Source organism: Nocardia sp. NPDC047038 (genome assembly GCF_040644075.1).
Classification (GTDB): domain Bacteria; phylum Actinomycetota; class Actinomycetes; order Mycobacteriales; family Mycobacteriaceae; genus Nocardia; species Nocardia sichangensis.
In genome coordinates this window covers 16,219-30,608 of record NZ_JBEYVQ010000020.1, presented here as the reverse complement: position 1 = coordinate 30,608, position 14,390 = coordinate 16,219, and the positions used below count along the sequence as shown (strand labels likewise).

16 protein-coding genes are annotated in these 14,390 nt (G+C 68.1%); 7 read left to right on the top strand and 9 right to left on the bottom strand.

Annotated elements, in window-relative coordinates:
• Positions 1-114 precede the first annotated feature (114 nt).
• Positions 115-567, top strand: coding sequence for a hypothetical protein (locus tag ABZ824_RS34855; protein ID WP_356968558.1), 453 nt, complete (start codon positions 115-117; stop codon positions 565-567).
• Positions 568-593: 26 nt separating this feature from the next.
• Here ABZ824_RS34855 and ABZ824_RS34850 read toward each other — a convergent pair whose 3' ends face one another.
• On the bottom strand, positions 594-1,136 hold the full coding sequence (locus ABZ824_RS34850; RefSeq protein ID WP_356968556.1) for a YaeQ family protein: 543 nt from the start codon (positions 1,134-1,136) through the stop codon (positions 594-596).
• Between the two features lie 133 nt (positions 1,137-1,269).
• Between ABZ824_RS34850 and ABZ824_RS34845 the strand changes: the two genes are divergently transcribed.
• Complete coding sequence (locus ABZ824_RS34845) at positions 1,270-1,836, top strand: hypothetical protein (protein ID WP_356968554.1); 567 nt, start codon at positions 1,270-1,272, stop codon at positions 1,834-1,836.
• A gap of 7 nt (positions 1,837-1,843) precedes the next feature.
• Here ABZ824_RS34845 and ABZ824_RS34840 read toward each other — a convergent pair whose 3' ends face one another.
• Positions 1,844-3,436, bottom strand: a complete 1,593-nt coding sequence (locus ABZ824_RS34840; RefSeq protein WP_356968551.1) for a phosphatase PAP2 family protein — start codon at positions 3,434-3,436, stop codon at positions 1,844-1,846.
• A gap of 613 nt (positions 3,437-4,049) precedes the next feature.
• Between ABZ824_RS34840 and ABZ824_RS34835 the strand changes: the two genes are divergently transcribed.
• Genes ABZ824_RS34835 through ABZ824_RS34825 form a run of 3 tightly spaced genes read left to right on the top strand, consistent with a single transcriptional unit; the run spans position 4,050 to position 5,323 of the window.
• Positions 4,050-4,502, top strand: coding sequence for an SRPBCC family protein (locus tag ABZ824_RS34835; protein ID WP_356968646.1), 453 nt, complete (start codon positions 4,050-4,052; stop codon positions 4,500-4,502).
• Complete coding sequence (locus ABZ824_RS34830; RefSeq protein ID WP_356968549.1) at positions 4,499-4,840, top strand: metalloregulator ArsR/SmtB family transcription factor; 342 nt, start codon at positions 4,499-4,501, stop codon at positions 4,838-4,840. The genes ABZ824_RS34835 and ABZ824_RS34830 overlap by 4 nt, the downstream gene beginning before the upstream one ends.
• A 39-nt stretch (positions 4,841-4,879) precedes the next feature.
• Positions 4,880-5,323 (top strand): SRPBCC domain-containing protein, encoded by a 444-nt coding sequence (locus ABZ824_RS34825; protein ID WP_356968547.1) that lies wholly within the window; start codon positions 4,880-4,882, stop codon positions 5,321-5,323.
• Between the two features lie 147 nt (positions 5,324-5,470).
• On the opposite strand, the gene ABZ824_RS34820 is transcribed toward ABZ824_RS34825, so the two are convergent.
• On the bottom strand, positions 5,471-6,421 hold the full coding sequence (locus ABZ824_RS34820; RefSeq protein ID WP_356968545.1) for a zinc-binding dehydrogenase: 951 nt from the start codon (positions 6,419-6,421) through the stop codon (positions 5,471-5,473).
• Positions 6,422-6,514: 93 nt separating this feature from the next.
• Here ABZ824_RS34820 and ABZ824_RS34815 point away from each other — a divergent pair, with 93 nt between their 5' ends.
• The gene (locus ABZ824_RS34815) at positions 6,515-7,042 is read left to right on the top strand and encodes a TetR/AcrR family transcriptional regulator (RefSeq protein WP_355078461.1); all 528 of its coding nucleotides are present in this window, start codon (positions 6,515-6,517) and stop codon (positions 7,040-7,042) included.
• A 38-nt stretch (positions 7,043-7,080) separates the two neighbouring features.
• On the opposite strand, the gene ABZ824_RS34810 is transcribed toward ABZ824_RS34815, so the two are convergent.
• From ABZ824_RS34810 to ABZ824_RS34785, 6 genes are all read right to left on the bottom strand, one after another.
• Positions 7,081-9,474, bottom strand: a complete 2,394-nt coding sequence (locus ABZ824_RS34810) for an excinuclease ABC subunit UvrA (RefSeq protein ID WP_356968543.1) — start codon at positions 9,472-9,474, stop codon at positions 7,081-7,083.
• 78 nt (positions 9,475-9,552) lie between these two features.
• Positions 9,553-9,963, bottom strand: a complete 411-nt coding sequence (locus ABZ824_RS34805; RefSeq protein WP_355078459.1) for a VOC family protein — start codon at positions 9,961-9,963, stop codon at positions 9,553-9,555.
• A gap of 5 nt (positions 9,964-9,968) precedes the next feature.
• Entirely contained in the window at positions 9,969-10,418 is a 450-nt protein-coding gene (locus tag ABZ824_RS34800) for a helix-turn-helix transcriptional regulator (RefSeq protein ID WP_355078458.1), read from the bottom strand.
• A 39-nt stretch (positions 10,419-10,457) separates the two neighbouring features.
• Positions 10,458-11,762: a hypothetical protein gene (locus tag ABZ824_RS34795; protein WP_356968541.1), complete on the bottom strand. Its 1,305-nt coding sequence runs from the start codon at positions 11,760-11,762 to the stop codon at positions 10,458-10,460.
• A 377-nt stretch (positions 11,763-12,139) separates the two neighbouring features.
• Positions 12,140-12,538, bottom strand: a complete 399-nt coding sequence (locus tag ABZ824_RS34790) for a hypothetical protein (RefSeq protein WP_356968539.1) — start codon at positions 12,536-12,538, stop codon at positions 12,140-12,142.
• On the bottom strand, positions 12,535-13,023 hold the full coding sequence (locus ABZ824_RS34785; RefSeq protein ID WP_356968538.1) for a hypothetical protein: 489 nt from the start codon (positions 13,021-13,023) through the stop codon (positions 12,535-12,537). The genes ABZ824_RS34790 and ABZ824_RS34785 overlap by 4 nt, the downstream gene beginning before the upstream one ends.
• Positions 13,024-13,610: 587 nt before the next feature.
• Here ABZ824_RS34785 and ABZ824_RS34780 point away from each other — a divergent pair.
• The gene (locus ABZ824_RS34780; protein ID WP_356968536.1) at positions 13,611-14,387 is read left to right on the top strand and encodes a helix-turn-helix domain-containing protein; all 777 of its coding nucleotides are present in this window, start codon (positions 13,611-13,613) and stop codon (positions 14,385-14,387) included.
• The last annotated feature ends 3 nt before the right edge of the window (positions 14,388-14,390 follow it).

Sequence of the window (14,390 nt, the reverse complement as noted above, 5' to 3'; positions counted from 1 at the left end):
AACCCCCTGCGAGTCGCACACGGCTGCGGCGAGGTACGCGAGGACGTCTCAATGGTGTGCCACTCGTGGACGCCGGGCGTATAGTCCGCTGGACCTGGAGCAAGGGAGGGAAGCATGCCTCGACCGGGCGAGCGTAAGGCGGCGCGTCGGGCGCTGACGGGTGTTGTCGGCGCGGGGACGTTTCTGGCCGCGATGTTCGTGACCTCCGCGGCCGCGCCGCTGCCGTCCGACGGCGGTGTCACGGTCACCTTGAACGACTACTGCCAGGATTCCGGTGCGGTGGGCCGCCTCGCCGACGGCCGGACCGTCTACTGCACGCAGGTACAGAACACCGACGCGTTCGTGTGGTCCTTCAGCCGGGATCCGATCCCTCGCGACCCGAATACGCGCGGCTACACCTGCGACGGCGATGCCTGCCACTGGCCCGACGGCAGCGCCGTCCCGAACTACCAGCGATGCGGTGTTCTCTGCGGCGAGCCGCCCACCAATGGCGACGTGCAGAGCGGACTCTACGACTGCCTTCGAACCGGAGCCGAATTCGAGGAGTGCGAACGCCGGATCCGATGAGGGGCACCTGGGAACGGATCCGAGAACTAGGTGAGCCGGTGCTCGTGGATCGGTGCGCTCAACGCGGTGCCGTTGAGGTCCAGGTACAGCAGGCGCTCGGTGACGGACACGGTCACGGTGTTGCGGCGTTCGGTCGCGGCGACGGCGGAATCGATGAAGTCGCGATCGAAGCTGTAGAGCGGTATCGCTTCGGCGCGATGGATGCGCTTGCCGGGGAGTTGCGCCAGCACCTTGGCCGGGTCGCGGTGAGTGTAGACGGCGACCCGGTCGGCGAGTTTGCTGCCTCGGTGCACCCGCTCCGCGTCCGGAGCGCCGACTTCGATCCAGGCGGTGAGGCGGCCGGTGAGGTCGCGCACCAGCACCGCTGGCTCGTCGGTGGAGGAGACCCCACCGTCACTGAAGGCGATGCCCTCCTCGTATTCGAGGCAATAGGCGAGCACTCGGGTCAGCATGAACTCCGCGGATTCGGACGGGTGCCGCGCCACCCGCAACTCCAGCTCCTGGTAGACGCCCCGATCGACGTCGGCCAACTGGACGGCGAAGTTGTGCAATGTCGCGCTGAGTGCCATAGCTCCAAGAGCTTATCGCCGCCCGGCGATCAGCCCCGAGGCAGCGCGGCAGCGATGATTTCGCAAGCTGTCGGCGATGGGCTGGACGATCCGGTGTTCAGTGAATGTCATTGACGACGCTTACGATTCGGCGGTGACACTTACTCGTGACGACTTGGCCGGATACGTCGAGCGCGATCTCGACGCCGACCTGGCCAGATGGTTCGCCGATCGGCCGCCGGTCACCGTGCCGGAGGAGACCCGGCCGGTGGCGCCCTTCCTCGAACGGCTGGCGCCCGCGTCCGCGGCGGCGCTGGCGGCTTTCGATCGCCGGGTGCGGTCCGGGCGGATGCCGCAGTTCCTGGATGTCCACGACTGGTCCTACGGTTTCGACTTCGCCGGAAATAACTGCGGCATACTGGATTCCGACTACGAGACCGAGCTCACCGACGGCGACGTGTACTCGATCGGCGCGGACGGCGGCGGCAACCTGTACGTGGTGCTCAGCAACGGGCAGATCGCGATCTGGTTCCACGAGGAGGAAGTGGTCGAGGAGGGTACTCGTTTCGACGACCTCGATGTCTTCCTCTGGTCGGTGGTGCGTTACCACGCGGTGCGGGCCGGGGTGCTGGAGCGCGAGGCGGTCGAGGCGGACTTCCTGGCGCTGGGACAGGACGGCGCGCTCGAGCCGAACCTCGGGTTGCTGCGCTTGATGAAGTAGCGCGCGCTCAGTCTTCGCCCGCTCGCCGCTGAAACGGTAGCTCGGCTCGGAAGACGTCCCGCAGCCAGGGAGCTCGGCGGTGATGCGGGCGGCTGCGGTCGGCCCAGAGCGGATTGGATTCGTCACGGCGGTAGACCGCGAGTTGCCCGGCGATGCGGAAGTGCAGTCGGGTGGCCTTGCCGACCACCTCGCCATCGGTCGCCAGCGCCTCCGGCGTGGGTAGCTGCACGAAGAGTTCGGGCAACTGGCGTTCGCCGTAGACCTTGCTGTGGCCGATCGCCGCCAGCAACAGCGCGAGTACGGCGCGGGTGCGCGACCAGCGCAGATCGGCGCGCAGCCAGCGGATATCGAGTAGTCCGGCGTCGAGCCGGTCACGGAAGGCGGGCACCGCGCCGTGCGGGTGGTAGGGACCGTTGCCGACGAACAGGAACCACACCCGCTGCCAGCGTCCGTCCAGGCAGATCTCGATCGGCTCGGCCCGGTGCAGGGTCACCACGAGCGCGGCGGCGAAGGCGGGCCATTTGCCCCAGCGTGACTGCCACTTCTCGCGCAGCTGCACCAGGTCCGGATAGGCGCCGAGGCTGGCGGTGTTGATCAGATGCCGGGTGCAGGAACCGGTGTCGTCCTCGCATTCGACGCCGGCGATGTCCACCGCCACCGCCTCGCCGACACCGGTGGCATCGATTACTTCGCGCAGGTCGTAGACGCCGAGATCGCGGGCGAAGTGGTTGAGCGTGCCGGTGGGGATGACGACCAGCGGCAGCTCGTGGCGCAACGCGACCGCGGCCACCGCGGCCACCGTGCCGTCACCACCGGCGACGCCGACCGCAAGCACCGGTTCACCGTGCTCGGCGATGGCCCGCTCGAGCTGGTCGGCACAGTCCAGATCGGGCTGCGTGCGCAGCACGGTGGCGGCGGGCAGGGCCGCGACCACGTCGTCGGTGGGATCGTAATTCGGGTCACCGGACACCGGATTCACCATGACCACCAGGCCTTTGCCCTCCACCAGCGCGGGCACTTCACGAACCGGACGGGCCTGCGCCTCATCGGATTCGCGTACCGGCCACCAGCGTCGCGTGGCCAGGGCGACACCGGAACCCACGGCCGCTCCGACGAGCACATCGGAACTCCAGTGCACACCGGTGTGCACCCGAGAGTAGGCGACGGTGGCGGCCAGCGGGGCGACAGCCAGTGCGGTACGGGGACTTTCCAGAGCGACAGCGGTGGCGAATGCCGCGGCGCAAGCGCTGTGTCCCGAGGGGAAGGAGGAGGAGCTCGGGGTCGGAACGAGTCGCCGGTGCACCGGCAGGAGTTCGGCGGCAGGCCTGCGCCGGGCGATCAGCGACTTGAGGCCCACGTTGACGACGAGACTGGCTCCGGCGACGGAGACGACGCCGCGCAGCGCGGCCCGCCGCGGCGCGCCTTGGCGGGAGGCGAGCAGCGTCGCGAGAACCAGCCAGAGTCCGCTGAAATTCGCGCTGCCGGTGAGCCGCAGCAATCCGTGGTCGACCACCGAGGCAGGCAGTTCGGCGACCGCGCCGCCGATCGCTCGATCGATTCGTCCGATGCCGTGAAACTTCCGGCGCACCCAGCTACTCACTCGTCCGACATTACCGATCACCGCGCACACAAACGTGGACGCACAGCGGACTCCCGCGGTGTCGGCGAGACCCAGGGCTCGGCGAGAGGTCGTGGAGCCGACACCTGCCACGAGAACCGATGTGGCAAAAGAATTCTCGAGAAGCCGACTGTCAGTTGCCGGGAATTCGAAAGGGACGCCGATGAAGACGATCGTCGGTGCGGGCGGTGACAGTGATCGCCGTGAGCGTGGCGGCTACGGGTTGACAGGGCGATGTGTCGATCCCGGCTCCCGCATGGCAGCTCGGCGGCGCCCGCGGTCGCGACGATTTGTGGTCGCCGGATCTTCTGATCGCCGATTCGTCCGCACTCCGCGCAGCACGCGGCTATCGTAGCGATGCGAGATTGCTAAAAAGTTGCTGATGCGCCGCATCGGCGAGTGGGCGCGGCATGTCTCAGTTGCTGAAGCCACGTTGCCGGGCAGGGGATACCGCCATGGCGTCGGTCGGCGCGAGGTGTGTGGCGGCGAGGTCCGGCATCGGCGACGGCGGCGCATATGCAACCAATGGTTGCGCTATACCCGGTGGTCGACTAACGTCAAGCGCAACCAAACGTTGCATATGGAGGTCGTGGATATGGAGTACGGCAGCATCGAACGCGAGATACACGTCGACGCCTCGCCCGAGGTGGTCTTCGAGGTCGTCAGCAGCCCGGAGCACATCTCGGAATGGTGGAGCGACGACGCCGAGTTCGATACGGCGCCCGGTGCGGTCGGCGAACTCGTCTGGGGCGACCGCGTCGATGTCGTCCCGATCAGGGTGGTGCGGGCCGAGCCGCCGCGATTGTTCTCGTTCCGCTGGTGCTATCCGGGCGGCGCGATCGACGATTCCGCCGACTCGCTGCTGGTCACTTTCGAACTCACCCCGTCGGGCGCGGGCACCAGGATCCGGCTCACCGAGACGGGGTTCCGGGAAATGGGTTGGGAGGTGGCGAAACTCGAGGAGCAGTACCGCGATCACAGCGTGGGATGGGACACCTTCGTCCCTCGCCTCGGGGAGTACATCGTGCGGCTGGTGTCGACGCCGTGACCGCCGCAGTCGACGACGACCTGTGGTCCGCCATCGGGGACCCGATGCGCAGGCGGATGCTCGATCTGCTCCTCGCGGAGGGGAACGGCACGGCCACCAGCCTCAGTGAGCGGCTGCCCGTCACGCGGCAGGCGGTCGCCAAACATCTCGTCGTGCTCGACCGCGTCGGTTTGGTGCACGGCACGCCCGCCGGGCGGGAGCGGCGGTACCGGGTGGACGAGGCGCAACTCGCGCGCGCGGTCGCTCAGTTGTCCGCGGTCGGGGCGGCGTGGGACGCCAGGCTCCGGCGTATCAAGCGCATCGCGGAGGCGATTCAGCGCAGACAAGACCAGCAGTGAGATCACGCGGTTACGAGAAGAACGGAAAGAGGAATCGAAATGGTGGACATTCTGCACAAAGTGGGCATCAAGTCGCCGGTGGACGAGGTCTACGCCGCCTTGACCACCACCGAGGGGCTCGCCGGGTGGTGGACGGCCGATACCGAGGGGGACGGCGGCGAGCTCGGCGGCTTGCTCGAATTCCGCTTCGCGGCAGGTGGATTCGACATGCGGGTGCGCGAGCTCGACCCGGGAAAGCGAGTGCTGTGGGAGGTGGTCGGCGGGCCTGATGAGTGGATCGGGACCCAGGTGGACTGGAGCCTCGAGCAGGCGGGCGACTACACTACCGTGCTCTTCGCGCACCGAGGGTGGAAGGAGCCGGTGGACTTCATGCACCACTGCAGCACCAAGTGGGCGGTCTACCTGCTGAGCCTGAAATCGCTGATCGAAACTGAGAAGGGCGCTCCGCATCCCCACGACGTCAAGATCGACAGCTGGGATTGACGCGCCGCGCGGGAAGTTCGGGGGCACCGCGACGGCATTTCGCACCGGCGGCATCGCCACCGGTGCGGATGCTGTCGCCCGTCGGCCGGTCGGCGTACCTTGCCGTGAGCCGTACGAGCTCGATGGCCGCACGTTTCCGATGCGCGGTCAGGGGGTGAGGATGGTCTTCCCGATGGCCGTGCGGTCTTCGAACGCCCGATGGGCGGCCGCCGCTTCGGCCAGGGGCAGCACCGTGCCGATGACGGGGGTGAGTTCACCGCGCACCGTGAGGTCCTCGGCTCGGCGGGCCAGCTCCGGCCACCGTTGCGGGCGATATCCGAGGCTGAAGGGAATCAGCGAGGCGCCGACCGGTAGGAGTTGCTCCGAGCTGATCTCGACCGCGACGCCGCTGGCCGAGCCGAAGACCACCATGCGGGCGCGCGGTTTCGTGAGCAGGCTGTAAGCCTCCCGAGCCGTCTGTCCGCCGACGGTCTCGAGCACGACCGACACCGGACCGGCCTCCTCGGTCCATCCCGGTCGCGTGTAGTCCACGGTGGCATCGGCGCCGAGGTCGGCGGCCAGCTGCCGCTTCGCGGCCCCGCTCGCACCGGCGACGACCCGGGCTCCGGCTCGTTTGGCCAACTGGATCAACAGGGTTCCGATTCCTCCGCCTGCCGCCTCCACCAGAACCGTGTCCTCGGGCCCGATCTCCGCGGCTTCGATCAATCCCACGGCCGTCGCGCCCTGGCCGAGCAGCGCGAGGGCTTGATGCTCGCCGAGGCGATCGTCGAGCGGTACGGCCGCCGCTGCCGGAATGCGCACCAGCTCCGCGTAACTGCCGGAGGCGACCGTGCCGACCACTCTTTCGCCGATGCGGCGGGTCTCGACGCCGGGACCGACCGCGGCCACCGTCCCGGCTACTTCGATGCCGGGCGTGTGCGGCAGCGGCAGGCCGAGCGGATCCGGGGTCACCCCGGCGCGCACCTGCACCTCGAAGTAGTTGACTCCGGTGGCCGTGGCCCGGACGAGCAGCTCGCCCTCGCCCGGCGTGGGATCGTCGACCTCCTCGACTCGCAGCACTTCCGGGCCGCCGTACTCGTGATAGCGGACTGCGCGCATGGGATTCACCTTTCCGGATACGGACTATCGGTCCGTTTAGCGTGCCGCTATGATACGGACTGTGGGTCCGCTTATGTCAACTGGAGGTCAGCGATGCGCGCCGACGCCGAACGCAACCGGGCCGCGATTCTCGCCGTAGCCGGGCGTCTGATCTGCGATGAGCAGCGCGACAACGTCTGCATGGACGAGATCGCGGCAGCCGCCGGAGTCGGGAAGGGCACGCTGTTCCGCCGATTCACCGACCGCGAAGGGCTGATTCGCGCGCTGTTCGACGACCGGACCGGCCGGGCTTGGGCGGCCGTCCGCGACCTCGCCGCGGATCCCGCCGTGCCGGTGGACGAGCGGATACAGACCTTCGTCGCCACGGTGTTCGACCTCACGGTGGTCGAGTTGCAACCGTTGACGCGCGCCCTGCCCGACGGCTGTCGGTCCGAGACCTGGGCGCCGTGGCGGGCGCTGCTGGCGGAGTTGATCGCCCAGGTCGTCCCGGATGCCGACGCGGAGTTCCTGGCCATGGCGATCTTCGCGAGCATGCGTCCGGAGATCACCGACATGACCTCCCCGCAACGCCATCGGGAGGGCGTGCTCGCCTTGACGGCTCGCGTTCTCGGGTCAGGGTAGCGGCGTCGATCGCCGCCACCCTGCTCGCGAGCGCCCGGTCAGGCGCCGATGTAGGCCGCGAGATGTTCGCCGGTGAGAGTGGAGCGGGCGGCGACGAGGTCGGCGGGAGTGCCCTGGAAGACGACCCGGCCGCCGTCGTGTCCCGCCCCAGGACCGAGGTCGATGATCCAGTCCGCATGCGCCATGACCGCTTGGTGGTGCTCGATGACGATGACCGACTTGCCGGAGTCGACGAGCCGGTCGAGCAGGCCGAGCAACTGCTCGACATCGGCGAGATGCAGGCCGGTGGTCGGCTCGTCGAGGACGTAGACGCCGCCCTTCTCGGCCATGTGCGTGGCCAGCTTGAGCCGTTGCCGCTCGCCGCCGGACAGCGTGGTGAGCGGCTGACCGAGGCTGAGATAGCCCAGCCCGACGTCGGCGAGCCTGCTCAGGATGGCGTGCGCGGCCGGGGTGCGGGCGGCCTCGGTGCCGAAGAACTCCTCGGCATCGAGCACCGACATCGCGAGCACTTCGCTGATGTCGCGGCCGCCGAGGTGGTATTCCAGCACCGACGCCTGGTATCGCTTGCCCTCGCACTCCTCGCAAGTGGTGGCGACACCTGCCATCATCCCCAAGTCGGTGTAGACGACGCCCGCGCCGTTGCAGGTGGGGCACGCTCCTTCGGAATTGGCGCTGAACAGCGCGGGCTTCACCCCGTTGGCCTTGGCGAACGCCTTGCGGATCGGCTCGAGCAATCCGGTGTAGGTCGCCGGATTACTGCGCCGCGAGCCGCGGATGGGCGCCTGATCCACCGCGACCACGCCTTCGCTCGCGGGGATGGACCCGTGCACCAGCGAGCTCTTGCCGGACCCCGCCACGCCGGTGATGGCGACGAGCACACCCAGCGGAACGTCGACGTCGACATCGCGCAGGTTGTTCGCTTTCGCGCCGCGGATCTCGAGCTTGCCGCTCGGCTCGCGCACGGTGGCCTTGAGCGCGGCCCGGTCGTCGAAATGGTGGCCGGTGACGGTGCCGCTGGCCCGTAGCCCCTCGACGCTGCCCTCGAAGCAGACGGTGCCGCCCGCCGTGCCCGCTCCCGGACCGAGGTCGACGACATGGTCGGCGATCACGATCGTCTCCGGCTTGTGCTCCACGACGAGCACCGTGTTTCCCTTGTCCCGCAGCCGCAGCAGCAGGTTGTTCATCCGCTGGATGTCATGGGGATGCAGGCCGATGGTCGGCTCGTCGAAGACGTAGGTGACGTCGGTGAGCGAGGAGCCGAGGTGGCGGATCATCTTGGTGCGCTGGGCCTCACCGCCCGACAGTGTGCCGGAGGGCCGGTCCAGCGAGAGGTAGCCCAACCCGATCTCCACGAACGAGTCGAGAGTGTGCCGCAGCGCGCCCAGCAGCGGCGCTACCGACGGCTCGCTGAGGCCGCCGACCCATTCGGCGAGGTCGCTGATCTGCATCGCGCAGGCGTCGGCGATGCTGATGCCCGCGATCTTCGATGAGCGCGCCGCCTCGGTGAGCCGGGTGCCGTCGCACTCGGGACAGGTCGTGAAGGTGACCGCGCGGTCCACGAACGCCCGGATGTGCGGCTGCATCGCCTCCCGGTCCTTGGACAGGAACGACTTCTGGATCTTGGGGATCAGCCCCTCGTAAGTGAGATTGACCCCCTCGATCTTCACCTTGGTGGGCTCTTTGTAGAGGAAGTCCTGCATCTCCCTCTTGGTGTACTTGCGGATCGGCTTGTTCGGATCGACGAAACCCGACTCCGCGTAGACCCGCACCGTCCAGAAGCTGTCCGACTTCCAGCCCGGGATGGTGAACGCGCCTTCGGCGAGCGACTTGGAATCGTCGTAGAGCTGGGTGAGGTCGATATCGGACACCGAGCCCCGGCCCTCGCAGCGCGGGCACATCCCGCCGGTGATGCTGAAGCTGCGGCGCTCCTTCACGGTCCTTCCGGAACGTTCGGTCGTGACCGCGCCCGCCCCGCTGATCGAGGCGACGTTGAAGGAGAAAGCCTGGGGCGAGCCGATGTGCGGCTTTCCGAGCCTGCTGAAGAGAATGCGCAGCATGGCATTGGCGTCGGTGGCGGTGCCGACCGTGGAGCGCGGGTCGGAACCCATGCGTTGCTGATCGACGATGATCGCGGTGGTCAGCCCCTCGAGCACGTCGACCTCGGGCCGTGCCAGCGTCGGCATGAAGCCCTGGACGAACGCGCTGTAGGTCTCGTTGATCAGCCGCTGTGACTCCGCGGCGATCGTGCTGAACACCAGTGAGCTCTTGCCCGAGCCGGAGACGCCGGTGAACACCGTCAGCCTTCGCTTCGGAATCTCGATGCTGACATCCTTGAGGTTGTTCTCGCGCGCGCCGTGCACGCGGATCAAATCGTGGCTGTCCGCGGCGTGCGGCGCGGGCGACTGCGTGTCCGTCGTCGTGGCCGTGCTCATCGTGTCTCCATCTGTCGGGCGGGGCCGCCTGCGCGGTCGGCGTCGCCGGGCTCGGTTCGATCGGTTCCCGCCGGGCGGTCAGCGCAGCTGCTGGATGCGGATCAGGTTGCCCGCGGGATCGCGGACGGCGCAGTCGCGCACCCCGTACGGCTGCTCGGTCGGCTCCTGGACGATCTCCGCGTCGTTGGCCGCCAGCCGTTCGAAAGCGCCATCCAGATCCTTGGTTGCCAGCAGGATGCCGCCATAGGTGCCCTTCGCCATCATCTCGGTGATGGTGCGGCGCTCGTCGTCGGTGATGCCGGGATCCGCGCCCGGCGGATGCAGGACGATGGATGTTTCCGGCTGGCCGGCGGGGCCGACCGTGAGCCAGCGCATCCCTTCGTACCCGACGTCGTTGCGGACCTCGAAGCCGAGGATGTCGCGGTAGAAGGCGAGGGCCGCGTCCGCGTCGTCGTGCGGCAGGAAGCTCGCGTGAATGGTGATGTCCATGGCAGTCAGGCTAATTGCGGCTCGGTAACCGGTGCTTCTCGATTCCTGATCGGTCTGGTCACCTGTTTCGACACGCACGAGGGGATCCCCGCCGTGGCGCGCGCCGCCTCGCGCCGGTAGACGCTCGGCGGCACACCGACCAACTCGGTGAAGCGGGTGCTGAAGGTGCCCAGCGACGAGCAGCCGACCGCGAAGCACACCTCGGTGACGCTGAGGTCGCCCCGCCGCAGCAGCGACATCGCTCGTTCGATGCGCCGCGTCATCAGATAGGAGTACGGCGACTCGCCGTAGGCGAGCCGGAACTGGCGGCTGAGGTGCCCGGCCGACATGTGCGCGTCGCGCGCGAGCGCCTCCACGTCCAGCGGCTGCGCGTACTCGCGATCGATGCGGTCGCGAACGCGGCGCAGCCGCGCGAGGTCGTGCAGGTGCTGCGTGGCGGCGGGTCGGCTGGTCACTTACGCGATCGTGCCATATGGCGGTGACAAGCCGAGGTGCTACCAGAAGGTCGCCGAGAGCTCGTACTCGGCGAGCGCGGACCGCACCAGCTCGGTGAGCTGCTCGGTGTCCAGCAGGGCAGGCGGGTGGAACCCCATGACGCGCATCGTGATCTTCTCCGCGGCCTCGACCAGCGCGACGTACAGATTGCCGCCGCGTTCGGTCACGACGCTCCGCGCGTCGAGGCTCTGATTGACCAGGCCGATCATCATCGCCGAGGCCGGGCTGCCGTCGATGCGCAGGATTTCGGGGTCGAGCTTGCCGAGGCTGGAGCACACCGTGGAGGCGGGGTCGGTGGCGGCTTGCCGGGCCAGCCGGGCATACCGTCCGCGCGGCAGCGCCACCGCGACCGGGATCAGCGGCGGGACGTCCTGCCCGCTGGCCGCGGCCGCGGTGAGCTTTTCCTTCATCACCGCGCGCAGCGGAGCGAGATCGGCCGGTGCGCCGTCGTGCACGTCCACTTCGAAGGCGATGGAGGTCAGAGCGTTCGCCCGAAGATCGTCGGCGGTGCGGGTGCTGACCGGCATCATCATGCGCACCCGGCCCTCTTCGTCGGTGCGGCCGACCTCCGTCGCGATGGCGGTCATCATCGCCACCGCCAAGGTGGTGCCAGTTCCGCCTCGGGCCCGTGCCGCCGCATGCCACAGCTGCGCCGGGACCGTCGCGGTGACGGTCGGAAGCCGGAAGTCCGGCGCGTCGCCGGCGGGCCCGGTCCCGCCGCCGCGCCCGGCGACGGCCAACCGCAGCGCCAGACCGGCGGCGGAGGGTAACGACCTGGCTCGCCGCGCGGCATCGCGGAGATCACCGGCGAGCAGGCGCATCCGGCCGAATTCATCTGTGCGGTAGGACAAGTCGAGTCGCTTGTCCGCGACGGCGTCCGTGACCGCCGTGCAGAACGCGTGGCCGTCCGCGAGCGTGTGGGAAACCAGCAGCGACACCACGCTTTCCCCGTTGTCGAGGTGGGTCGCCGCCAACCGCCACGCGGGCCCGCCGAAGGTACGCAACTCGGCATTTCCCTGTTCGGCGATCCAGGCCTCCAGATCGCCCGAGGGAATGGGCTCGTCGGCGACCTCGAGCGGGCTGAATTCGACTCGGGTGGTCCACCGGTCCCCGGCGGCGGGGATCATCGCGGGCGCGACCGCTCTGCCCAGCCTGCCGTGCCGCAACGCCTCGTGGAAATGCTCGAGCGCCGCCAGATCCACCGCACGGTCGTAGCGCCAGACCGCCTGTATCGCGAGGGTTCCCCCTAGCGCGGAGTGCCCACGGGCACTCACGCAATCGATATCGGTCAGGCGGTAGGTCACGCGAATCTCCCCTCGAGTACCGGACACCGGGGCGGGTCCGCACCGGCGTCGTCGCCGCCACAACTCGGCGCTACGACGATGAAGATCGTTCGAATGTCCGGTTTCGAGCTGTTCGGCCAACCAAGAGCATCCGGCCTGGCAACGCCGTGGTCAACCCTACTGGCGGGTTCGGTGATCACGGCACCCGGCGATGCGCCGCGCGAGCGGGTTCGGCCGCGGACGCCTTCGCTGTCCAGCGCGAACGGCTGAGCCGCCCGCTGTCCGGCCGACCTGCGGAAGGCGCCGGAGGGGGCGAGGCGGCCGAACCCGCGACGGCTCGAGCTGGACGTCTGACCACTTCAGCAACGGGTGGGGACTGTGGCCGGCTTCCGGTGCGGTCAGGCACCCGGAGTGTCGGCGGTGAAGATCTGTCGGGCATGTCGTGCGGAGTCGGTAGCCGACCACGGCGCCAGCGCCGTCGTGAACATCAACTCACACCACGACAGCGCGGGCACGGTCCCTCCGGCGAGGGTCGCGATCAGCGAGAGTTCGACATCGTGCCCCGCCCACGCGGCAAGCAGCCACGCCGTGTCCAGCCTGCCCAGGAACTCGTCGGTGCTGTCGGGTGGTCCAGGGCGGGCGTCGACCGCCAGGTGTACGACGGCGGCGACGGCGTGGCGTAGCCGGGCGTCGAGTTCGCCGCCATCGTGGACCAACAGCCCTTCCAGCGCGGTGCGCAACGTCGCGCCCGCATCGATGTGCCGGACGGTGTCGGTGGATGCGATGTCGCCGATCATCGGCGTGTCCTCCTCGGACTCTGGCGAACAGGGGCCGACGCCACGTAAGGGCGTACGCCGAAACCGGAGCGGCGGTCTACGAGACCGGCCAGCGAAGCGGTGCTCCACTCGAGCCATCCGTAGGTACTGCACCAGCCACGCGCCGGATTCTCTTTGGTGACGATGAATTCGAGGGCGAGGCCGGTGAGCACGGCGGTACGTTGCAGCGCCCTGATGTCGAGCTGCCGGTCGGTGACGATCAGGCGCAGCAGCGCATGGCCGAGACCTGCCTGCGTCTTCGCCTGGGCCGCGAGCCAGATGCCGCGCGCCGCGGCGGTTGTCGGGGCGGAGGCGGGCCTGCCTGCCACCATGTCGTCCGGCGGTGGTTCGAGGGGGCCGTACCACAGCGGCCTGCCTTCGGCGGCGCACACCGCGAATGTTCTTCGTTCGTCGTCGCCGCTGGCCGCCAGTGTGATGCGCGGCGTGGGATGAGCGTGTGCGGACAAGTCGGAATGCTCCTGTTCTAGTGATGACGGAGTTCGATCCGCCGGTGATCGGCTCGAAAATGAAATCGTCGATCGTTCCGGGGAATTTCTCGACCAAGATCTAATGCAATCCGCTCGGGTATGTCCATCTTCCCGACGCACCCTTTTGCGGATACATACCGCGCAGTGTCCGCCCTGGCGAGGATTTCTTCGGCGAGTGGTGATCCGGTCGGCGAGGAACGGAAGTTGCGGCGGTGCCGGTCGCCGGGAGGAATGAAAAGTACTGTAGGCCAACCTGTTACCGCAGTGCACTTGCGGTGTGTGATCTGTCTAACATGCCGGTCCAGTTGGTTTCATATCGTGATCGAATGCATTTAACATCGGTGCGCAGAAGATCTTCCCGGGGGTTGATGCGGCAATGTCGCCCTGGCTTGTTTTTTCAACGATCCGGACGCCGGAGGGGATTGCGGTCGCCGTCCTCGCCGGCATCACCTTTTCCTTCGATGTGTCCCGTCGTTCAACACAGTTGTCAGAGGAGTGGATCAGTGACGCACCGAGTATCGGGCAGAATCGACAGTGGCCGCCCCGAGCCGCCCAGCTTCGGAAGTATGCTGCGCCGGCTACGTGACGAACGCCGGGTGTCGCGGGAGAAACTCGCGTTCGCGGCCGGAGTGAGCGCGAGCTATGTCGCGCACCTGGAAAGCGGCGAGCGCGCCCGTCCCACCATGGTCGTCGTGGAGGCGTTGGTCGGTTATCTGAAACGCGTGAAAGCGCTGACCGATGCGGAGCGCCGCCACTTGTACGAGTTGGCCGGTCTCTCGATCAGCAGGTCGCCGTCGATAGCCGAGTTGTGCGCCGAGATCACCGAGGACATGCGGCAGGCGCTCGTCGCGCAGGAGCCGGGCCTGGCGGGCTTCGTCGATACCCCATGGAATGTTCTCGCCTGTAACAGGCCGTTTGCGCGCGCGTTTCCCGGCCTGGTGGACGACATGAACATCCTGCGATGGTTTTTCGGCAACCCGCTGTCGCGCCGGGTGATCGTGGAATGGGAGCGGGAGGCCGGTCTGATGGTCCGCTGGCTGCGCGGCCTCATCGGACCGGCAGCGGAATCGGAATGGCCTGCGGATCTGCTCGCCGAACTCGCCGAGTACGCCGACTTTCGCCGGATGTGGGCGGAAGGAATAGCCGTTTACGGCAGAGAACGGTCCGCGATGCATTTCCGTGATAACGAGACCGGAACACAGCACGCGGTGCATGTTCAAGTCTTCCGTCTGGACTCGGGCAACTATCCGGGGTGGATTCAGTACTACCTGGGCACCTCGGTGCCACAACGCGCTCCCAGCGCGCTGCTGGAGTTGCCGATCTGCGGCGCCGCGAACCCGTAGCGC

Bases quoted from the DNA above. Each gene is read 5' to 3' on its own strand.
- ABZ824_RS34855 (WP_356968558.1), top strand. From the start codon at position 115: ATGCCTCGACCGGGCGAGCGTAAGGCGGCGCGTCGGGCGCTGACGGGT.
- ABZ824_RS34850 (WP_356968556.1), bottom strand. From the start codon at position 1,136: ATGGCACTCAGCGCGACATTGCACAACTTCGCCGTCCAGTTGGCCGAC.
- ABZ824_RS34835 (WP_356968646.1), top strand. From the start codon at position 4,050: ATGGAGTACGGCAGCATCGAACGCGAGATACACGTCGACGCCTCGCCC.
- ABZ824_RS34825 (WP_356968547.1), top strand. From the start codon at position 4,880: ATGGTGGACATTCTGCACAAAGTGGGCATCAAGTCGCCGGTGGACGAG.
- ABZ824_RS34820 (WP_356968545.1), bottom strand. From the start codon at position 6,421: ATGCGCGCAGTCCGCTATCACGAGTACGGCGGCCCGGAAGTGCTGCGA.
- ABZ824_RS34815 (WP_355078461.1), top strand. From the start codon at position 6,515: ATGCGCGCCGACGCCGAACGCAACCGGGCCGCGATTCTCGCCGTAGCC.
- ABZ824_RS34810 (WP_356968543.1), bottom strand. From the start codon at position 9,474: ATGAGCACGGCCACGACGACGGACACGCAGTCGCCCGCGCCGCACGCC.
- ABZ824_RS34805 (WP_355078459.1), bottom strand. From the start codon at position 9,963: ATGGACATCACCATTCACGCGAGCTTCCTGCCGCACGACGACGCGGAC.
- ABZ824_RS34790 (WP_356968539.1), bottom strand. From the start codon at position 12,538: ATGATCGGCGACATCGCATCCACCGACACCGTCCGGCACATCGATGCG.
- ABZ824_RS34780 (WP_356968536.1), top strand. From the start codon at position 13,611: ATGCTGCGCCGGCTACGTGACGAACGCCGGGTGTCGCGGGAGAAACTC.